This is a genomic window from Endozoicomonas sp. ALB115, from assembly GCF_049310245.1.
GTDB lineage: Bacteria > Pseudomonadota > Gammaproteobacteria > Pseudomonadales > Endozoicomonadaceae > Endozoicomonas.
Map to the genome: position 1 here is coordinate 13,009 of NZ_JBLYZG010000036.1, position 20,004 is coordinate 33,012.

Annotated in this window: 20 protein-coding genes; 1 reads left to right on the forward strand and 19 read right to left on the reverse strand. The window is 51.4% G+C overall.

The window, feature by feature from the left end; translation table 11 throughout:
- Window positions 1–42: 42 nt before the first annotated feature.
- Together guaA and guaB are read right to left on the reverse strand one after the other, a co-directional pair.
- Window positions 43–1,620, reverse strand: a complete 1,578-nt coding sequence (gene guaA, locus ACO6VE_RS15710; RefSeq protein WP_422462224.1) for a glutamine-hydrolyzing GMP synthase — start codon at window positions 1,618–1,620, stop codon at window positions 43–45.
- Window positions 1,621–1,750: 130 nt separating this feature from the next.
- Complete coding sequence (gene guaB, locus ACO6VE_RS15715) at window positions 1,751–3,220, reverse strand: IMP dehydrogenase (protein ID WP_422448437.1); 1,470 nt, start codon at window positions 3,218–3,220, stop codon at window positions 1,751–1,753.
- A gap of 131 nt (window positions 3,221–3,351) precedes the next feature.
- On the opposite strand from guaB, the gene xseA reads away from it, so the two are divergent.
- On the forward strand, window positions 3,352–4,713 hold the full coding sequence (xseA, locus tag ACO6VE_RS15720) for an exodeoxyribonuclease VII large subunit (RefSeq protein WP_422448439.1): 1,362 nt from the start codon (window positions 3,352–3,354) through the stop codon (window positions 4,711–4,713).
- On the opposite strand, the gene ACO6VE_RS15725 is transcribed toward xseA, so the two are convergent.
- From ACO6VE_RS15725 to iscR, 17 genes are all read right to left on the reverse strand, one after another.
- On the reverse strand, window positions 4,703–5,026 hold the full coding sequence (locus tag ACO6VE_RS15725; RefSeq protein WP_422462226.1) for a cupin domain-containing protein: 324 nt from the start codon (window positions 5,024–5,026) through the stop codon (window positions 4,703–4,705). The genes xseA and ACO6VE_RS15725 overlap by 11 nt on opposite strands.
- A gap of 20 nt (window positions 5,027–5,046) precedes the next feature.
- Complete coding sequence (gene der / locus ACO6VE_RS15730) at window positions 5,047–6,471, reverse strand: ribosome biogenesis GTPase Der (protein WP_422448443.1); 1,425 nt, start codon at window positions 6,469–6,471, stop codon at window positions 5,047–5,049.
- Window positions 6,472–6,623: 152 nt separating this feature from the next.
- A complete protein-coding gene (gene bamB / locus ACO6VE_RS15735; RefSeq protein ID WP_422462228.1) occupies window positions 6,624–7,790 on the reverse strand; it encodes an outer membrane protein assembly factor BamB in 1,167 nt (388 codons plus the stop codon).
- A 4-nt stretch (window positions 7,791–7,794) separates the two neighbouring features.
- A complete protein-coding gene (locus ACO6VE_RS15740; protein ID WP_422448447.1) occupies window positions 7,795–8,496 on the reverse strand; it encodes a YfgM family protein in 702 nt (233 codons plus the stop codon).
- A gap of 77 nt (window positions 8,497–8,573) precedes the next feature.
- The gene (gene hisS / locus ACO6VE_RS15745) at window positions 8,574–9,851 is read right to left on the reverse strand and encodes a histidine--tRNA ligase (protein ID WP_422462230.1); all 1,278 of its coding nucleotides are present in this window, start codon (window positions 9,849–9,851) and stop codon (window positions 8,574–8,576) included.
- Between the two features lie 201 nt (window positions 9,852–10,052).
- Window positions 10,053–11,018, reverse strand: coding sequence for a helix-turn-helix domain-containing protein (locus tag ACO6VE_RS15750; RefSeq protein ID WP_422462232.1), 966 nt, complete (start codon window positions 11,016–11,018; stop codon window positions 10,053–10,055).
- Entirely contained in the window at window positions 11,011–11,772 is a 762-nt protein-coding gene (gene pilW, locus ACO6VE_RS15755; protein ID WP_163371854.1) for a type IV pilus biogenesis/stability protein PilW, read from the reverse strand. Before pilW ends, ACO6VE_RS15750 begins: the two co-directional genes overlap by 8 nt.
- 98 nt (window positions 11,773–11,870) lie before the next feature.
- Window positions 11,871–13,037 carry a 23S rRNA (adenine(2503)-C(2))-methyltransferase RlmN gene (gene rlmN / locus ACO6VE_RS15760; RefSeq protein ID WP_422462234.1) on the reverse strand — a complete coding sequence of 389 codons (1,167 nt, stop codon included), beginning with the start codon at window positions 13,035–13,037 and terminating at the stop codon, window positions 11,871–11,873.
- 117 nt (window positions 13,038–13,154) lie between these two features.
- Window positions 13,155–13,586 carry a nucleoside-diphosphate kinase gene (ndk, locus tag ACO6VE_RS15765; RefSeq protein ID WP_101746258.1) on the reverse strand — a complete coding sequence of 144 codons (432 nt, stop codon included), beginning with the start codon at window positions 13,584–13,586 and terminating at the stop codon, window positions 13,155–13,157.
- A gap of 339 nt (window positions 13,587–13,925) precedes the next feature.
- Complete coding sequence (gene iscX, locus ACO6VE_RS15770) at window positions 13,926–14,129, reverse strand: Fe-S cluster assembly protein IscX (protein WP_209199592.1); 204 nt, start codon at window positions 14,127–14,129, stop codon at window positions 13,926–13,928.
- Between the two features lie 65 nt (window positions 14,130–14,194).
- A complete protein-coding gene (gene fdx, locus ACO6VE_RS15775; RefSeq protein WP_101746260.1) occupies window positions 14,195–14,533 on the reverse strand; it encodes an ISC system 2Fe-2S type ferredoxin in 339 nt (112 codons plus the stop codon).
- Window positions 14,534–16,411 (reverse strand): Fe-S protein assembly chaperone HscA, encoded by a 1,878-nt coding sequence (hscA, locus tag ACO6VE_RS15780; RefSeq protein ID WP_422462236.1) that lies wholly within the window; start codon window positions 16,409–16,411, stop codon window positions 14,534–14,536.
- Between the two features lie 21 nt (window positions 16,412–16,432).
- A complete protein-coding gene (gene hscB / locus ACO6VE_RS15785) occupies window positions 16,433–16,975 on the reverse strand; it encodes a Fe-S protein assembly co-chaperone HscB (protein ID WP_422462238.1) in 543 nt (180 codons plus the stop codon).
- Window positions 16,976–17,153: 178 nt separating this feature from the next.
- Window positions 17,154–17,489, reverse strand: coding sequence for an iron-sulfur cluster assembly protein IscA (iscA, locus tag ACO6VE_RS15790; protein WP_101746263.1), 336 nt, complete (start codon window positions 17,487–17,489; stop codon window positions 17,154–17,156).
- Between the two features lie 100 nt (window positions 17,490–17,589).
- Window positions 17,590–17,994, reverse strand: coding sequence for a Fe-S cluster assembly scaffold IscU (iscU, locus tag ACO6VE_RS15795; RefSeq protein ID WP_066016291.1), 405 nt, complete (start codon window positions 17,992–17,994; stop codon window positions 17,590–17,592).
- 46 nt (window positions 17,995–18,040) lie between these two features.
- Window positions 18,041–19,255 (reverse strand): IscS subfamily cysteine desulfurase, encoded by a 1,215-nt coding sequence (locus ACO6VE_RS15800; RefSeq protein WP_422462241.1) that lies wholly within the window; start codon window positions 19,253–19,255, stop codon window positions 18,041–18,043.
- 106 nt (window positions 19,256–19,361) lie between these two features.
- A complete protein-coding gene (iscR, locus tag ACO6VE_RS15805; protein WP_269673865.1) occupies window positions 19,362–19,832 on the reverse strand; it encodes a Fe-S cluster assembly transcriptional regulator IscR in 471 nt (156 codons plus the stop codon).
- Window positions 19,833–20,004 lie beyond the last annotated feature (172 nt).

A 20,004-nucleotide genomic window follows, 5' to 3' on the forward strand; every position in this document is an offset into this window, starting at 1 on the left:
TATAAGTAAAGGAATCAGATATTACATTTAGTAATAACTGTATCACTCCCACTCAATCGTAGCCGGTGGCTTACTGGATACATCATAGGTCACCCTGGAAACATGCTCAATTTCATTGATGATCCGATTAGAGACTTTTTCCAGCAGATCATAGGGCAGGTGGGCCCAGCGAGCGGTCATAAAGTCTATGGTTTCCACTGCTCGCAGGGCAATCACATACTCATAGCGGCGACCATCACCCACCACGCCAACGGATTTCACCGGCAGGAAAACAGCAAAAGCCTGGCTGGTCTTTTGATACCAGTCGGCCTTACGCAGTTCTTCAATGAAAATAGCATCCGCCTGGCGGAGAATATCCGCATATTCCTTTTTGACCTCGCCCAGGATGCGAACACCGAGGCCCGGCCCCGGGAATGGGTGACGGTATACCATGTCATAAGGCAGACCCAGCTCCAGACCTATGGTTCGAACCTCATCCTTGAACAGCTCACGCAGCGGCTCAACCAACTCCATCTTCATCTCTTCCGGCAGCCCGCCCACATTATGATGGGACTTGATGACATGGGCCTTACCGGTTGTTGAACCAGCAGACTCAATAACATCCGGATAGATGGTGCCCTGGGCCAGAAAAGTGATGTTGTCCAGGGCACTGGCATGTTCATCAAACACTTCGATAAAGGTATTGCCAATAATCTTGCGCTTGTCTTCAGGATCCTGAACACCGTTCAGGCGACCCAGAAACAGCGCTTCAGAGTCCGCACGAATAACCCGAACCCCCATATTTTCTGCAAACATGGCCATCACCTGATCGCCTTCATGAAGGCGGAGCAGACCATTATCAACAAAAACGCAGACCAGCTGATCACCAATAGCCTTATGCAGCAGCGCCGCTACGACACTGGAATCAACACCACCGGACAGTCCCAGCAACACCTTCTGTTCACCCACCTGCTCACGAATACGGGCAATAGCGTCATCGATGATCTTGCCTGGCGTCCACAGTTTCTGACACCCGGCAATATCAACCACAAAACGCTCTAGAATTCGTAATCCTTGGGTGGTATGTGTCACTTCAGGGTGGAACTGGACACCGTAATACTGCTTTTCTTCGCAAGCCATGGCAGCAATCGGGCAGGAGCCAGTGGAAGCAGCAACCACAAAGCCTTCAGGTATGGCGGTCACTTTATCTCCATGGCTCATCCAGACATCCAGAGTCAGACGACCACCTTCACAGACATGGTCTTCAATGCCATCAAAAAGGCGCACTTTCTCTTCCAGCTGAACCTGGGCATAGCCAAACTCACGCAGATCAGAGGTACTGACCTTGCCACCCATCTGCTCTGCCATGGTCTGCATGCCATAGCAGATACCCAGCACAGGCACACCGAGTTCAAAAACAATATCTGCGGCTTTTGGAGAGTTGTCACCGGTAACGGATTCAGGGCCGCCGGACAAAATGATCGCTTTCGGGCTGAACTCCCGAATAGCGGCAGCATCCATATCATAGGGATGCAGTTCACAATAAACACCGATCTCACGCACTCTTCGGGCAATGAGTTGGGTGTACTGGGAACCAAAATCAAGAATCAGAATGCGGTCTGAATGGATATCCTGGGACATGATTAATCTCTAAGTCCTGTGATCAGCAAGGCCGGGAGGCTTACCCTTACTGAAAGTAAACAGCCGGTCAGAAGCTATCTCATTTCTGTCCGGCTGCAGGTGTCAACATGAACAACGCTGTGAAGCAGTCTTAACCAACACGGTAGTTAGGCGCTTCCTTGGTAATCGTTACATCGTGAACATGGGATTCGGCCATACCGGCATTGGTCACGCGAACAAACTGTGGCCGGGTGCGCATGGTTTCCATATCAGCAGAACCGGTATACCCCATCGCGGCACGCAAGCCACCCACCATCTGATGGATAATGGCATGGAGAGGCCCCTTGTAAGGTACACGCCCTTCAATACCTTCTGGAACCAGCTTTTCAGCACCCGCTTCGGCACTCTGGAAATAACGGTCACTGGAACCGGAAGCCTGGGACATTGCCCCCAGAGAACCCATGCCACGATAAGCCTTGTAGCTACGCCCCTGGTAAAGCTCCACTTCACCCGGCGCTTCTTCAGTACCCGCCAGCATACTGCCCAGCATGACGGTACTGGCACCGGCAACAATCGCTTTTGCCATATCACCGGAAAAACGGATACCGCCATCAGCAATAACAGGCACTCCGGTGCCTTTCAGCGCTTCAACCACATTGGCTACCGCAGTGATCTGAGGCACACCAATACCGGTCACAATACGGGTAGTACAGATAGAGCCCGGACCGATACCCACTTTAACACCATCAGCACCCGCTTCGACCAGAGCTTTGCCAGCCTCGGCGGTGGCTATATTTCCACCGATCACCTGAACCTGCGGGTAGTTTTCCTTTACCCACTTCACTCGCTCAATCACACCACGGGAATGGCCATGAGCAGTGTCGACGATAATGACATCAACGCCAGCAGCCACCAGGGCAGCGACACGATCAGGCGTTTCCGCCCCGGTACCCACCGCTGCCCCGACGCGCAACTGTCCCTGACTGTCTTTCGATGCATTCGGGTACTGCTGGGCCTTTTTAATGTCCTTAACGGTCATCATACCGGTGAGATTGAACTGATCATCCACCACCAGCACTTTTTCAATACGATGCTTGTGCAGAAGCTTGCGAACGGTCTCCGGATCAGTACCTTCCTGAACCGTCACCAGACGCTCTTTCCGGGTCATGATCTCGGAAACGGCTTTATCCAGATTAGAAACAAAGCGGACGTCACGACTGGTAACAATACCCACCAGATCGCTGCCAGAAAGCACGGGAACACCGGAGATATTATGTCTGGAGGTCAGCTCCAGAAGATCTCTGACAGTGGCACTGGCATCAATGGTAATCGGGTCTTTGACCACACCACTTTCGTGCTTCTTAACCTTGCGCACCTCAGCGGCCTGCTGCTCCGGCGTCATATTCTTGTGAATAATCCCGATTCCGCCTTCCTGGGCCATGGCAATAGCCAGAGACGCTTCGGTAACGGTATCCATCGCCGCAGAAATCAGCGGAATATTCAGCTCAATACCGCGGGTCAGTTTGGTTTTCAGGGAGACATCTTTGGGGAGGACTTCGGAGTAGCCGGGCAGGAGGAGGACATCATCGAAGGTGAGTGCATCTTGTGCAATTCTCAGCATTGCCTGTTACCAAGAGTTTATTTTATGGGAAAAAAATTCGGACAAGTATACCCTATATTTCAACTTCAGCTAAACCACTTATTCAGGCAGAATACCAAAAAAACCGACAATCCCCCTGCCAGGCTTGATCCATGCACCACTTTACAGACAAACCGACGCAAAACGCTGAGGCATCCGCAAAAGCCCTCTCTGTTACGGAGTTAAATGGTAAAGCCAGGCGATTGCTGGAGATGAACTTCAATAATGTCCGTGTTGAGGGCGAAATATCCGGACTGGCCCGTCCCAGCTCCGGGCATTGGTATTTCACCCTGAAGGACAAACAGTCACAGATCCGCTGCGCCATGTTCCGCAACCGTAACCAGGCGCTTAAGTTTGTCCCGACTGAAGGCATGCTGCTGATGGTCAGGGGGCGCGTAAGCCTGTATGAAGGAAGAGGCGACTATCAACTGATTGTTGAACACATGGATAATGCCGGCACCGGTGACCTGCAAAAAGCCTTTGAGGTTCTCAAGGCAAAACTGGCCGCTGAAGGCCTGTTCGACATCACGCGCAAACAACCCCTGCCCGCTCACCCAAAGCATATCGGGGTGATCACCTCACCCACCGGCGCAGCCATTCGGGATATCCTCACCGTACTGAAGAGACGCTTTCCTGCCATACCGGTCACCATTATTCCCAGCTCGGTTCAGGGAGAGCAGGCAAAACACGAACTGGTCAATGCGCTAAAACTGGCAACAAGTGCCAACCGGTTTGATGTACTGATTATTGGTCGCGGCGGTGGTTCACTGGAAGATTTGTGGCCATTCAATGAAGAGTTGGTGGCCAGGGCCATAACAGACTGCCCTATCCCCATAGTCAGTGCCGTTGGTCATGAAATTGACTTTACCATTGCCGACTTTGTGGCTGATCACCGGGCCGCAACCCCATCAGCAGCGGCAGAAATCCTCAGCCCGGATCGCCAGGCCCTGTTAAATCAGCTTAACCTGATCAGCAGAAAGCTCACGACACTGACTCGTCATAAGCTGCAGTTAAGCCAGCGAGAGCTTGATAACCTGCAAAAACGGTTAAGACACCCCGGGGATCGTCTGAGAGACAACAGCCAGCGGCTGGATGATCTGGAAATCCGGTTAAAACAGGCCATCACCCTGAAACTGGAACGGGCTCAATCAAGCCTGGGTCGGCTCAGAGACCGGGCAAATCAACAGAACCCCCAACGTAAATTGGAGCTGCTGAAAAGCCGTAATGAATATATGGGGCAAAAGCTGATTCAGCTCATATCCAGCAGCCTGGAAAGACGCCACCTGAAACTGGAGAAAGTGTCTGGAGAATTGAACGCCGTGAGCCCTCTGGCAACACTTTCAAGGGGCTATGCCATCACCATGGCTGGCGATGCCATTATCCGAAGCAGCCAGCAGCTCCGGGAAGGCGATCAGGTAACCACACGATTCTTCAAGGGCGAGGCAATCTGCAAAGTGGAAAAAATCACAAATTAATATGAACCGCTAACCAGATGGTATCAACATCGGGTTGAGTCCACGCAACCCGATGCCTGCACCCGGCAGGCAGCATGATATAATCACCGGCATGGAGAGTGACAGAGGCTCTTTCCCCATCAAACTCCAGTACAGCTGAACCCCTTAACAACACCACCCACTCATCCCGGGACTGGTCATACCACTCTCCTATCGGCGTCGTATGACCACGGGAAACAATCCGCTCTATTTTCACGCCCCCGGATTCCTGCAGAGTCTCAAACAACTCTTCAGGTAATTCGTCAGGCATGTGTTCGAACAGATTGTTTTTCATTGATTACTCACCTGAACCAGTCAGGAACGCTTTGTCTTACGCTTCTCTTTGGCAAACTGCGCCGATTTTTCAACTCTGCGCTTACGGTGAGCCTGCCTCTGATCAACCTCTTTGGTTTCCGCATAAGGGTTATCACCTGAGCGGAACTCAATTCGAATAGGCGTTCCCATAATCTTCAGCACTTTACGGAAGGTATTTTCCAGATAACGTCGATAAGCTGCGGGCACCCGCTCAGTCTGGTTACCATGAATAATAATCGTTGGCGGATTCATGGCTCCAGCATGGCAGTAACGCAGCTTAATACGGCGATGATTGACCATGGGCGGCTGATGCTCCTTAACAGCATCTTCCAGAATTCGCGTCAGACGATTGGTGGACAGTTTACTCGTCGCCGCTTCATACGCCTCTTCAATAGAGTCATACAAATTGCCAACACCGGTACCGTGTTTTGCCGAAATCATGTGAATGCGGGCATAATTGATAAACCCGAGTCGACGCTTCAGCTCTGTCTTTACCTGGGTTTTCTGCTCTTCTTCCATGCCATCCCACTTGTTCAGTGCAATGACCACAGCACGCCCCGCGTCCAGAACAAAGCCCAGCAGATGCAGATCCTGCTCCACAATACCTTCACGGGCATCCAGCACAAGAACCACCACATTGGCATCTTCAATCGCCTGCAGCGTCTTGATGACCGAAAACTTTTCGATGGATTCGGACACCTTGCCTCTTCTGCGGACACCTGCCGTATCAATCAGCGTATAGTCCTGACCAAAACGCTCATAAGGAATGTAAACACTGTCACGGGTCGTTCCCGCCTGATCGTAAACAACCACTCGTTCCTCGCCTAACAGGCGGTTAACCAGGGTAGATTTACCCACGTTAGGGCGACCAACGATACCAATCTTGATACCTCTGGGCCTGGTTGACAGCTCATCAGACTCTTCTGCCTCACCGTCAGTACACTCCAGCAGCACGTCATTGATCATGTTGCTGACACCCCGACCATGCACGGCAGCAATATGATAGGCTTCGCCGATACCCAGGGAAGCAAAATCCGCCTCGGCCTGCTCAGCATCCACCCTGTCTACCTTATTCAGCACCAGGTGATACTTTTTACCCTGTTTGCGAAGGTGCAAAGCAATCATTTCATCAGCAGCTGTCAACCCGGCTTTGGCATCCACCAGAAACAGGACAACATCCGCCTCATTGATGGCCGCCAGCGACTGTTCTGCCATGGCAGAGTCAATCCCCTCTTCATCACCGGAAATACCGCCGGTATCCACGACAATATAGGGATGCGAACCAATTTTGCCCTCACCGTATTTCCGGTCGCGGGTTAACCCGGCCACGTTGGCTACCAAAGCATCCCGGGAGCGGGTCAGACGGTTAAAAAGGGTGGACTTGCCAACATTTGGCCGACCCACCAGGGCAATTACAGGAACCATAAGATTTACCAAAATTACAAATTACGCAGCGGGGAAATCATTCAGAACACGCTTTCCCAGCGCATCGGTCATCAGACCGAAATTGAAAACGGGCTGAATCCTTTTAAAGATTCAGCCCGACAACATTCTTAAAAGTCAGAAACCAGCTTCCACTACCCGGAAGCTTTTTCCTTCAAAGCAACCAGCTCACCATCAGCTGACAAGACCAGGATCAAGTCACCATCCACCAGAGGCTGGGTTTTAATTGCAGAAGAGTCAGCCTTGAAACGTCCAGCCTGACTGCCATCAACCTGCGACAACAGGTGCACATAACCCTCACCATCGCCGACCACAACATAACTGCTGAACGCTGCGGGTGCAGACAGCTGACGGAACTCAAAATCTTCCTGTCGCCAGTTAGCGGCACCGGTTCTCTGGTCAATGGAGCTGACATAACTCTCTTCACTGGTCAGGTAGATAGCACCAAACCCTTCTGACATGGATTCATAACTGGACAGCTCTTTTGCCCAGCGAACCCGGCCACTGTAAAGGTCCAACCCGGCAACATTGCCCTGGAAGCTGACAAAGAAAATGGAATCTCCAAGGATCAGCGGAGCCCCCTTGATATCAACCATCCGTTCCAGCTCAGTACTGCCCTTGGGGGCGGCAACCCGGGAACTCCACAATGGTGCACCGTTTTTCAGACGGAAGGCTTTTGCTTCGCCGCTGGCAAACCCGGCAAACACCGCTTCGCTGAAGATCAGTGGAGCAGCTGAACCTCTTAACGTCAGCGCCGGCTGCAGCGCTTCCTGACGCCAGAGGTACTGTCCGCTCTCAGCATCAAGCACGGTCAGACGGTCATCAATACTCTGCACAGCGACATAGAAACCATCAGTTATCGGCGCACTGAGAATCTCGCTACTGACTCGCTCTCGCCAGAGTTCATCGCCATTGTCCTGGTCCAAGGCAATCACTTCACCATCCAGCGTCCCAAGCAACACCATACCCGCTGCGGCACTGACGCCACCACCAACACGGGTATTGAGTTTTTTCTTCCAGACTTCCTTTCCGGTATCACGCTCAAGTGCAAAAACCGTACCTTCTGCGCCAGAAACAAAGACTTTATCGCCATCCAACGCGGGCTTCAGGCTTTCAAATCGCTTGCCAACCCCTTTGCCAACACCCCTGGACCACACTTCAACCAGCCTGACCTTTTCCTCAGCAATCGTCTGGAGAGGTTTGGCCGTTCTCACCTCCTCTTCATCCGATGAAAAAAGACTGCATGCAGAAAGTCCCAGCATCAGCAGAAGAATCAAAGAGCCTTTAAATAACCTCTCCATTGCGTTACCCCTCCTGAGGTGCCATTGCGGCCAGATCGTCCAGCTTGAGTTGCAACAACGGACGGTTCAGGCCGTTGTCCTGTGCGGCATCGACCGCTTTGCGGTAAGCCGTCTCGGCCTGCTTACGATCACCAAGGGCGAGGTAAGCATCGCCTTTTGCTGACTCTACGGTTGCCTCATAGGACTTGCCAGCATTCAGTCGGGTCAGGATATCCAGCGCCTGCTGACCATTCCCGGAAGACTCACTGATCAGTACCCTTGCCAGCCGGACACTGGCCATTGTCTGAATTTCAACTGCGGGTTTCTGAGCCAGAACCCACTCCAGGGAAGCCCGGGCGGCACTTAACTGGTTATCTTGCACCTGCTGCTGAGCCAGAAAAAGCGTTGCAAAGGCGGCATACTGACTGCTGCCATGATCCTTTTGCAATGAAGATACAACGTGACTTACCGTTGCTTTTTGCTCCTCAGTCAGCGGCGCTGATAACTGGGCCTGTTGCTCCAGAGAGGATCCATTGGAAATAGTATCCAGCAAGTTCTGATAAAGCGATGAAGCTTCAGCAATTTCCTGCTGCTGCGTCTTCTGCCAGTACTGATAACCGGAAACCGCTGCCAGTGTCATGGCAACACCCAGCACAACTGGCTGACCATAGTCTTTCCATAGATTCTTGAGCAGTTGGACCTGCTCTTCATCAGATTGGTAACTCACCCTTTACTCCTGACTTCTTTCCTGAAGCCGTTAACAGTACAATCGCATCAACGAGCAGTTTACTGAACAGCAGTATTCTATAGTACTTTTTGCAAATGTCCGGCCACATCGGCGATTGGCAGCTGCTGCTGGGCTTCATCCGTCCTCAGGGATTTCACAGTAACCATCCCCGCACCCAACTCATCTTCGCCCAGAATGAGAGCATAGGCAGCACCGCTACGATCTGCACGCTTCATTTGTGCTTTAAAGCTGCCACCGCCGCAATTCATCAGAATCTTCAGCTCCGGCAATCCATCACGCAGTCTTTCCACTAACGGAAGCGCCCGGTGGCCAACACCCTCACCGACAGCAACCACCGCCACATCCACCCGATTAGAAACGGATTCCGGCAGTAACTGCAGCGTTTCCAGCATCAACACCAGACGCTCAATACCCATGGCAAAGCCCACGGCAGGTGTCGGCTTGCCACCCAACATCTCAACCAGCGCATCATAACGACCGCCAGCACACACAGTTCCCTGGGCACCCAGGCTTTCTGTCACCCATTCAAAAACGGTTCTGCCATAATAATCAAGTCCACGCACCAGTCTTGGATTCACGCGATAAGCAACACCCGCCTCATCCAGAATCTGCTTTAACTGCGCAAAGTGTTCCTGTGACTCTTCGTCCAGATAGTCAAACAGCTCGGGTGCACCGGCAACAATTTTCTGTGTGTTTTGATCTTTACTATCGAGAATTCTCAGCGGGTTGATGGTCAGGCGACGACGGCTGTCGTCATCCAGCTCTGACTCATAATCCCTGAGATAAGTCACCAGAGCTTCACGATAACGGATGCGGGCTTCCAGAGTCCCCAGAGTATTCAGCTCCAGCGTGACATGCTTTGTCAGACCAAGCTTCTGCCAGAACCGTGCCGTCATCATGATCATTTCCGCATCAATATCCGGACCTGTCATGCCATAGGCTTCAACACTGATCTGGTGAAACTGGCGATAACGGCCTTTTTGCGGACGCTCATAGCGGAACATCGGGCCAGAAGTCCACAACCGCTGAATCTGGTTGTAAAACAGGCCCTGCTGAATACCTGCGCGAACAACCCCGGCAGTGGCCTCAGGACGAAGGGAGAGCTTGTCACCATTGCGATCTTCAAAGGTGTACATCTCTTTCTCAACAATATCCGTACCAGAGCCAATACCCCGACTGAACAGGGCAGAGCTTTCCACAATCGGAACCCGGATTTCCTGATAACCATAAGTGCTCAGGACAGAGCGTACCTGCTGCTCAAGGTACTGCCAGACAGGGGTCTGTTCAGGAAGAATATCATTCATCCCACGGATGGCTTGAAGCTGCTTGCCCAAGTTCAAATGTCCTCTACCAAAAACACCACATAACTTCACCCGGTTCGTCAGGAACAGGCGATTTGGCGGTTCGCAATAAAAAGTAGGCAACTATAACCGTTAACGCCTTTGTGTGACAATCCCACAGCCCTTCCATTAAAGAATGCCCATCGCTGTCGGGAGTTTCTTCACTGAAAGGACATAGTTTTAAGGACTATTGATTTACCCCTGACCACTGCCTGTTAACAGGACACTGGCCACCCGGGTATTCGAGCTTGGTTTGGCTACCGGCTCGCCATCCAGCAGGATACTGTCCACGCCAGAGGTATTACCGAACCGCAAATTCACTGGGGGAAAAACATCTAGATTAATGGAAGACCCGGCTCTCTGCACGGTTGAAATCAGCACTTCACCGGTGGCATCCTTGATTTCAACCCAGCAATCTTCTGAGAAATTAATAACAAGAGGCTGAATCAGATCAACAATTGGTGAATTGGGCTCATCTGTCGTATCAACAACCTCGGAACCGGCCATGGCAATTGGGAGAACCTCTGAAATGGTCTCTTTCAGAACAGGCTGATCCTTTTCCAGGCTTGGGTCTTCTTTTAAAATTGTGGTGTCATCAGCTGGAACAGCCTCTTCCTCCACGCTCTCGCTAATTTCCGCAGCAGAGGGGACAGAGACAACACTGACATCAGTCACCAGAGGCTCAGGCACATCCTCAGATACGTCTTCGATAATGGCCACCTCGACCACTGGTTCGATACCCAGCAAGCTATTCCAAAGGTAATAACCAAACCCTCCCAGCGACACAAGCAGCAAAAGCGCAAGCGCATATACCGGAGAAGGTGCACTGTGAGCTCGCAGCGGCTTCAACTTCTTAGAACCCTGTAAACGCGGAGATTCCAGCCCATCGACACCCATAAAATGGTCAAAGTCCCTGACCAGATCTTCGCCATTAAGCCCCACCAGTTTCGCATAATTACGAATATAGCCACGGACAAATGCCGCCTGTGGCAGGATATCAAACGTGCTCTCCTCAATGGCCTTAACATAACTTTCGGTAATCTTCAGGCTTTCAGCCACTTCAAGGATAGATAGCCCCTGACTGTCACGGGCCCGGGCAAGCACAGCACCGGGAGCAAACGTCTGAATAGCTTCTTCCTGCTGAGTATCCTGTTCACTCATGACCCAATCGACTCCGATAATGCTTCAGCTCCACAGAGCCGGGATACAACCTTTCCAGCTTCAAAGCATAACCTGCCGCTTTATCCTGAGCCCGGTTTGCCCTTGCCAGCTCAATACCCAGTAGCAAGCTGCGAGGACTCTGCTCAGCCGACCCGGCAAAGGCCTGGTAGTGCTGCCACCCTGTGTAGAGATTGCCTTGCTCTTTGTAGATAGCGGCAAGCTCCAGATTGGCCCTTGGCAAGTTACTGTTCAGACGAAGAGCCCGGGTAAAGTGATCAACCGCCAGGGAAGACCGGCCCATCCGCAAAGCAACAATCCCGAGGTTTTCAAAGGTTCGGCTGCGCTGGGAATATGCAACATCCCCGGAAGCCAGTTGAAACTGACGATAAGCGTCCTGAAGCCGGTTTCTGGAGAACAGGAAAGCACCAAAGTTATTGCGTATGTCCGCGGCATCAGGGTCAATGGCCAGCGCCTTGTTGAACGCCTGCTCGGCAAGCTGATCCTCCCCCTGACGCTGATAAGCCATACCCAGCATGCCATGGACACTGGCCGAATAGGGCTCAATCTCAAGCGCTCTTTCCAGCGGCCTTACCGCTTTTTCCGAGTAACCTTCCTGAAGATAACCCCTGGCCAGATTCATATAGTCCACCACTGCCCTGTTCTCATTAACAGGCCGACTGTCCGTGGTGACACAGCCTGTCAGTGCCAGAGATACAGAAAACAGTAGTGCAATGGGCCTCAATTTGACTCCCATGCTGATCCCCACATTTGCAATTTATAAATATATCCGGGACGCCGTTGAGAGTAGCAACCTGCGGGAGCCTGTCGGATAACAGATGCATCCCGGACAGCTTATACCTGTCTGGCTGCTATGTAGCGCTCACTGCGCCGGGTCTTATCCATTACATTGCCCACTAACTGACCGCAGGCAGCGTCAATATCATCACCTCTTGTCTTTCTTACGGTGACATTAAAACCAGCCAGCTGCAAACTCTCCTGAAACCGCCTCACTGCATTATTGCTGGGTCTTTCATACCCTGAATGAGGAAATGGATTGAACGGAATGAGGTTTATCTTACAGGGCAGATCTTTCAGCAAAGCAATCAGCTGCTGTGCCTGTTCAGGTTGATCATTCACACCGGCAAGCAACGTATACTCGATCGTAACGACCCGCTTACTGTCCGTCAAACTGTTCATGTAATGATGGATCGCATCCAGCAGCTGATCCAGCGGATACTTCCGGTTGATCGGGACCAGCTGGTTTCTCAGCTCATCATTTGGCGCATGCAGTGACACTGCCAGGGAGACATTAGATACCTCACTTAACTTTCTCAGCGCAGGCACAACACCGGATGTACTTAACGTCACCCGACGTTTGGAAAGTCCATAGCCAAGGTCGTCCATCATCAGGTCCATGGCATCAACGACATTATCGAAGTTCATCAATGGCTCGCCCATCCCCATCATAACCACATTGGTAATGGATCGATCCATCCTGGCCGGTACATTGCCAAAATGACGGGCTGCAACCCATACCTGGCCAATGATTTCCGCCACCGTCAGGTCAGAGTTAAAACCCTGCTTGCCCGTAGAACAGAAACTGCAATCCAGGGAACAGCCTGCTTGGGAGGAGACGCACAGCGTTCCGCGTCCATTTTCAGGAATAAATACCGTTTCAACACAACTGCCACTGGCCACCCGCACAACCCACTTGCAGGTCCCATCCTCAGAAAAATGGCTGCTGACCACCTCTGGACCGCGAATTTCAGCATTGGCCTTAAGCCGCTCACGAAGGGATTTACTGATATTGGTCATCTCATCGAAATTATCAACCCGATGATGATGAATCCACTTCAAAACCTGATCAGCACGGAATTTTTTCTCACCAATAGTAAGAAAGAAGGCTTCCATTTTTTTCCGTGAAAGCCCCAGCAAATTGACTTTGGCTGCCTGAGTGGCCAGCTCGCCAGCCAGTTCACTGGCCTGATCGATAATAGATGGCTCGATCAATTCTGACATCTTATTAATACCTCAAAGCCATCAGAAGGCCTGCCTCCTGATGGCTTATATTCTCATGTTTACCCCGAACACGGTCAGGCCAGGGCAAACTGACAATTTGTCAGCGGGCTGATTCCGTTAACGTGTTCTGGGGCAAATCTCCGAACCTTCGAAGAAGTAGGCCACTTCACGCTCAGCAGAAGCTACTGAGTCCGATCCATGAACCGCATTTTCATCGATGGTCTCTGCAAAATCAGCCCGAATGGTGCCTTCAGCAGCTTCCTTCGGGTTAGTAGCGCCCATCAGCTCACGATTCAGGGCTACGGCATTCTCGCCCTCAAGGACGGATACCACAACAGGCCCTGACGTCATAAACGCAACCAGGTCCTGATAAAATGGACGCTCTTTGTGCTCAGCGTAGAAACCACCCGCCTGCTCGTCAGAAAGATGGATCATCCTGGTCGCTACAACCTGCAAACCAGCCTGCTCAAAACGAGCAAGAATTTTACCGATGACACTCTTGGCTACTGCATCAGGTTTTATAATGGATAAAGTGCGCTCTACCGCCATTACGATCTCCAGATTGTCATTTTCGAGCCCTTTCGGGATTGTTATTACTTATTAAAAACGTACGACTCTCTCAGCTTTCCATGTCTTGGAGCCTGTCGGACTTAAGCGTCCGTAGCGAGGATTGCGAGAAATTGAGGATAAAAATTTCTGTTTCTGAGGAGAATAGCGGGGCTATTTGACGAAGAAGCAGGAATTTTTAGACCAATTTATCGCAACCGCAGTAGGACAGTCTTAAGTCCGACAGGCTCCCTGGCTCAGGCTGTCCGTAGCAGGAGTTCTGGCAGCATTGTATACAATAGAGTCGATAGTGTCAGTTCTTTCAGCCTCAACGCCAAAAAATCACTCTTCAGACTCTTCAATCCAGGCCATCTGAATGGCCTCAAGCACCTTTTCACCACAACGCTCAGGATCATCTTCAAAACTGTCCAGCGCCAGAACCCAGCTTCTCAGATCGACAAAATTGACATACCGGGGATCCACATCCGGATAAGCCTCATAAAGCTCAATGGCAATATCATAAACATCTGCCCACTTTAAACTCATTGCCCCACTCCATGATCATTGCGCTGCTCTGTTCGGGAAAACCCCAAACAGACCAGCAACCGACATCAACGACGTTCAGAAACCTGGTTAATGGTGTACCTGGGAATCTCTACCACCAGCTCCTCATCACCCACCACAGCCTGACAGCTCAGCCGGGACTCAGGCTCAAGCCCCCAGGCCTTGTCCAGCATGTCTTCTTCGAGCTCATCCGGCTCTTCCATGCTGTCGAAGCCTTCCCTGACAATGACATGACAGGTGGTGCAGGCACAGGACTTTTCACAGGCGTGTTCAATTTCAATACCATTCTGCAAAGCTGCGTCGCACACTGTGACTCCGGGCTCAACTTCGAGAACAGCACCTTCCGGGCACAATTCATCGTGAGGTAGAAAAACGATACGAGTCATTCAGAACTCCTCCAAATCATCTAACTTCTGTCCGGAAAGAGCCTGACGAATACCCTGGTTCATTCGACGGGCAGCAAATTCTTCACTGGACTTGGCAATACGTTCAATTTCACGGGCAATGGACTTGGCATCACCGGTTTCACGGCACTGTTTCAGCGATTCAACATCTGCCAGCAATGCACCGTATTCATCTTTATCGAGCAGTGTCTGGCCATCCTTATCCAACGCAACTACCAGTGCTTCAACAACCCGATCAGCCTCAACCTGCTGCTCAAGCAGCGCCCTGGCATCACGATCATCACCGGCATGGGCAAACGAATCTTTCAGCATTCGGGAGATATCAGAATCACTGAGACCATAAGAAGGCTTCACCTGAATGCTGCTCTTAACCCCGGTGGACAATTCCTCCGCAGCAACACCCAGCAAACCATCCGCATCCACCTGAAAGGTCACACGGATTTTAGCACCGCCCGCAGGCATGGCAGGAATTCCACGCAACTCAAACCGGGCAAGGGAGCGATTATCACGAATCAATTCTCGCTCCCCCTGGAAGACATGAATAGCCATGGCCGTCTGACCATCCTTGCAGGTGGTAAATTCCTGAGCCCGACTGACCGGAATGGTGGTATTGCGATGAATCACCTTTTCCATCAGGCCGCCCATGGTTTCCAGCCCCAGGGAGAGTGGAATCACATCCAGCAGCAGCATATCTTCTGCCGATTTATTACCAGCCAGAACATTAGCCTGAAGAGCTGCACCAACGGCCACGACCCGATCAGGGTCAATGGAGGTCAACGGTTGCCTGCCGGAAAATTCCTTAACCCGTTCACGAACCCTTGGCATGCGGGTAGAGCCACCCACCATAACCACTTCATCAATCTCATTCGCCTTCAGCCCGGCATCCCGAAGGGATCGCTTGAATGCCCGAATGGTACGATCAATCAAGGGGTCTACCAGTTCGTTAAACTGCGCGCGGGAAAGCGTACCACGCCACTCACCAAAGTTGACTTCCACTTCAGATCCGTCGGCCAACCCTTCCTTAACCCGACAAGCCTCAACCATCGCTTCCCGAAGCTGCAATGGGTTAATTGAGGACTCATCAACCCCCGCTTCACGAAGCATCCAGCGTGCCACCAGACGGTCAAAGTCATCACCACCCAGGGCAGTATCACCACCGGTGGCCATCACTTCAAACACGCCTTTTTCCAGACGCAAAATTGAAATATCAAAAGTACCACCGCCAAGATCGTAGACAGCGATAACGCCTTCGCCCCCCTGATCCAGACCATAGGCAACGGCTGCCGCAGTAGGCTCATTCAGCAGACGATAGACCTTCAGCCCTGCAAGCCTGGCAGCATCTTTGGTTGCCTGTCGCTGGGCATCATCAAAGTACGCCGGTACAGTAATCACGGCACCATCCAGATCACCACCCAGCGTCTCTTCTGCACGACCAACCAGGGAACGGAGAATCTCGGCAGACACTTCAACCGGGCTGACGTCACCACTGCGGGTTTTGATAAACGGCATTCCTTCGCTTTTTCCCGAAGCGTCGGTTACAAACTGGTAAGGCAGCACACCGCCAAGGGCATCAACATCCTCAAGCCCGCGCCCCATCATGCGCTTGACAGAGACAATGGTATTGCCCGGGTCAATCAGCGCACTGGCTTTTGCGCTGTTGCCAACATCAATTCCCTGCTCGCCGTAGTGAACAACAGAAGGCAAGGTATGATGGCCATCGATATCAGGAAGCGTCTCAGCAGCACCTGATCGAACAGCTGCAACCAGGGAGTTGGTGGTTCCCAGGTCAATGCCTACAGCACGCTTGTATTGATGAGGTTCCGGAGCCTGTCCCGGCTCGGAAATCTGCAGTAACGCCATATCTGCCTCTTCTCTTCCTGATTAATCGTCCAACAACTCGGATTCCAGCTGTTCCAGTTCGGCCGCCAGCTTTACCATGAACTGCATCTTTCTGACAACCGTTTCTGCCTGCTCAAGATCCTGCTCAGTCCCAGATACCCAGAAGCCTTCGAACTGCTGAAGATATCGAAGAATATCAGCATCCACCTGACTGGCCAGCCTCTCAACTTCCTGCTCAGGATTTGATGCAGACCTGATATCCGCGACAGCCTCACGCAACTCCATCTGCTCCATCAGAAATCCGGAATCCATAATGGTGTTGCGCTCCATATCCACATCACGGCCTGCCAGCTTCAACAAATAGATCGCCCTTGGCAACGGCTGTTTCAGCGTATTAAAGGCTTCATTAACATGGGAAGCATACTGGATAGAGATACGCTGCTGACGCTCATCATCCCCGGCAAACCGGTCAGGATGAACTGCCCGTTGCAACGCACGGTACTGACTGGACAGGCGTTGCAGGTCAACCTGACAGGAAACAGGCAACTCAAAAAGCTCAAAATAGTTTTTGGTTAAATCAACCACAATGCAATCTATTCCCAAGTCAGAAATGACAAACCCGGAGCATTCAACAGCAAAAAAGAACACCCCATAAACAAATAAGGCCCGACCAGTGAGAACCAGCCAGGCCGGAAGGCAGATCAAAAGTGTCAGCCAACTTCTATAACAGTATTAACGAAGCCGGAAAGCTTCAAAATTACCGTCAGCCAGCATCAGCAACGTTAAAGCTTTCACCGCAACCACACTCACTGGCAGCATTCGGATTGTTAAATTGCAAACCTTCGTTGAGCCCTTCCTTTACCAGGTCCAGCTCTGTGCCATCCAGGTAAACCAGACTTTTCGGGTCAACAAACACTTTGACTTCGTGATCTTCAAAAACCAGATCATCCTCATCAACTACATCCACAAATTCAAGGACGTAGGCCATACCAGAGCATCCCGAAGTACGTACACCCAGCCTTATGCCGAGCCCCTTGCCCCTGCGGGAAAGCTGCCCTTTAATGTGACGGGCAGCCGCAATGGTTACGGTAATTGCCATTTAAAACTCCATCCACTTCCGGGAAACCAAACGATTACACCGGCTATATTCCTGCACTATTTAAAGACAGCACTTCTGCACATGAATACCCGGAACCGCATCAGGCAGCTGGAGCTGCATCATCATGCTTCTGCTTGGCCCGATAGTCATCGATTGCCGCCTTAATGGCATCTTCAGCCAGCACCGAACAGTGAATTTTAACCGGTGGCAGTGCCAGCTCTTCGGCAATATCGGTATTCTTGATGGTTGCCGCTTCATCCAGCGTCTTGCCCTTCATCCACTCGGTTGCCAAAGAACTGGAAGCAATAGCAGAGCCACACCCATAAGTTTTGAAGCGTGCGTCTTCAATAACGCCTTCATCATTGACCTGAATCTGAAGACGCATAACATCTCCACAGGCTGGGGCACCGACCATGCCAGTGCCCACGCTTTGAGAATCCTGGTCAAGCTTACCTACGTTGCGTGGATTCTCGTAGTGATCGATAACCTTTTCGCTGTATGCCATTTTTCTCTCCTCTGAAGTTTTGTTTGTGGCAAAACTTCATAAAAAATCAGTGTGCGACCCATTCAACCTGACTGAGGTCAACGCCATCTTTGTACATATCCCATAGCGGTGACAGCTCTCTCAGTTTTGCAACCGCTACTCTGATCTCTGCTACGGCATGATCCACTTCAGCCTCTGAAGTAAAGCGACCCAGACTGATCCTCAGGGAACTATGGGCCAACTCATCACTCAAGCCCAGGGCCCTCAGCACATAAGATGGCTCAAGGCTGGCGGAGGTACATGCCGAGCCAGAGGAGATAGCAAGGTCTTTCAGGGACATCATCAGAGACTCCCCTTCAACAAAGGCAAAGCTGATATTCAAAATCCCCGGAACCCGCTGTTCAAGAGAACCATTCACATGAACTTCTTCCAGGTCGGACAGCTGGGAAAGCACTCGATCTTTCAACACCGCCAGACGCGCTCTTTCTGAATCCATCTCCGCCGCAGCAATACGGCATGCCTCACCCATACCAACGATCTGGTGAGTGGCCAGAGTACCGGAGCGCATACCCCGCTCATGACCGCCACCGTGCATCTGGGCTTCCAGACGAATTCGGGGCTTGCGGCGGACATAAAGAACACCGATACCTTTCGGGCCATAGAGTTTATGGGCAGAAATGGACAGCAGATCGACTTTCATCGTTGCCATATTCAGCGGAATTTTGCCGACACTTTGTGCCGCATCCACATGAAAGACAATCTTGCGTGAACGGGTCAGATCACCAATGGCGTCAATATCGTTGATCACACCAATCTCATTGTTGACGTGCATCAAACTCACCAGAATGGTGTCATCACGCAGGGCATTTTCCACCATTTCCGGCGTGATCAGGCCATCGCTGTCAGGCTCCAGGTAGGTGACTTCAAACCCTTCCCGCTCCAGCTGACGGCAAGGGTCCAGTACCGCCTTATGTTCAATTCGGGAGGTAACAATGTGCTTGCCCTTTTTGCTGTAAAAATGAGCAACACCCTTAATGGCCAGATTATCGGATTCAGTAGCACCGGACGTCCAGACAATCTCTCTTGGATCAGCATGAATAAGATCGGCAACCTGACGACGGGCATCTTCAACAACCTCTTCAGCACGCCAGCCAAAGACATGGGAGCGGGAAGCCGGGTTACCGAAATTACCTTCAAGAGAGAGGCACTGAATCATCTTCTCAGCCACTCGCGGGTCAACCGGCGTTGTTGCGGAATAATCGAGATAAATAGGTAATTTCATCTGGTACATCTCCAGGCGGTCAGTACGCTCAATACCCTTGATTCGCAAAGGGTTAAAATCATCATGCCACTACACACGCATCTTCAAAGCACTGTAAAAAGATGCCTTACAGGATGGTGTCAGCGGCAATTTTGTTGTCTTGCTGCTCATCCTGACGAATAGCAACACTTTGCACTTCCCTGCGCGCAACAAGATCAGCGAGGCTGATCCCTCCAAGAAACGAATGAATCTGTTCACTCAGGTCCTGCCACAAGTGATGGGTCAGACAGGTTACACCTTTCTGGCAACCGCCTGCTCCCTTGCACTTTGTAGCGTCTACGGACTCATTAACAGCATCGATCACCTGGGCAACATAAATAGCTTCAGTACCACGACTGAGTCGATAGCCTCCCCCGGGCCCCCGCACACTGCAAACCAGATCACCACGACGTAGCTTGGAAAACAGCTGTTCCAGGTAAGAGAGAGAGATTTCCTGACGATCCGATATATCTGCGAGAGAAACCGGCCCCTGATCGGAATGAAGTGCCAGATCCAGCATGGCGGTCACCGCATAACGTCCTTTGGTCGTCAATCTCATACAGCATCTCTCTTGCTATTCAGGCAGAGTTATCACTCTTTATCCGTTCATGATCACCTTAAGCCCAAGATTCTTAACTGTGACTCCCCGGACAGCAGAATATTTACAGACTCAAGGTACTTGCGCGGCATTATGAAATACCCTAGCAAAATAGTCAACTATTAGCGATAAA

Coding starts and splice junctions, on each gene's coding strand:
- guaA (WP_422462224.1), bottom strand. CDS start 1,620: ATGTCCCAGGATATCCATTCAGACCGCATTCTGATTCTTGATTTTGGT.
- guaB (WP_422448437.1), bottom strand. CDS start 3,220: ATGCTGAGAATTGCACAAGATGCACTCACCTTCGATGATGTCCTCCTC.
- xseA (WP_422448439.1), top strand. CDS start 3,352: ATGCACCACTTTACAGACAAACCGACGCAAAACGCTGAGGCATCCGCA.
- ACO6VE_RS15725 (WP_422462226.1), bottom strand. CDS start 5,026: ATGAAAAACAATCTGTTCGAACACATGCCTGACGAATTACCTGAAGAG.
- der (WP_422448443.1), bottom strand. CDS start 6,471: ATGGTTCCTGTAATTGCCCTGGTGGGTCGGCCAAATGTTGGCAAGTCC.
- bamB (WP_422462228.1), bottom strand. CDS start 7,790: ATGGAGAGGTTATTTAAAGGCTCTTTGATTCTTCTGCTGATGCTGGGA.
- ACO6VE_RS15750 (WP_422462232.1), bottom strand. CDS start 11,018: ATGAGTGAACAGGATACTCAGCAGGAAGAAGCTATTCAGACGTTTGCT.
- pilW (WP_163371854.1), bottom strand. CDS start 11,772: ATGGGAGTCAAATTGAGGCCCATTGCACTACTGTTTTCTGTATCTCTG.
- rlmN (WP_422462234.1), bottom strand. CDS start 13,037: ATGTCAGAATTGATCGAGCCATCTATTATCGATCAGGCCAGTGAACTG.
- ndk (WP_101746258.1), bottom strand. CDS start 13,586: ATGGCGGTAGAGCGCACTTTATCCATTATAAAACCTGATGCAGTAGCC.
- iscX (WP_209199592.1), bottom strand. CDS start 14,129: ATGAGTTTAAAGTGGGCAGATGTTTATGATATTGCCATTGAGCTTTAT.
- fdx (WP_101746260.1), bottom strand. CDS start 14,533: ATGACTCGTATCGTTTTTCTACCTCACGATGAATTGTGCCCGGAAGGT.
- hscA (WP_422462236.1), bottom strand. CDS start 16,411: ATGGCGTTACTGCAGATTTCCGAGCCGGGACAGGCTCCGGAACCTCAT.
- iscA (WP_101746263.1), bottom strand. CDS start 17,489: ATGGCAATTACCGTAACCATTGCGGCTGCCCGTCACATTAAAGGGCAG.
- iscU (WP_066016291.1), bottom strand. CDS start 17,994: ATGGCATACAGCGAAAAGGTTATCGATCACTACGAGAATCCACGCAAC.
- ACO6VE_RS15800 (WP_422462241.1), bottom strand. CDS start 19,255: ATGAAATTACCTATTTATCTCGATTATTCCGCAACAACGCCGGTTGAC.
- iscR (WP_269673865.1), bottom strand. CDS start 19,832: ATGAGATTGACGACCAAAGGACGTTATGCGGTGACCGCCATGCTGGAT.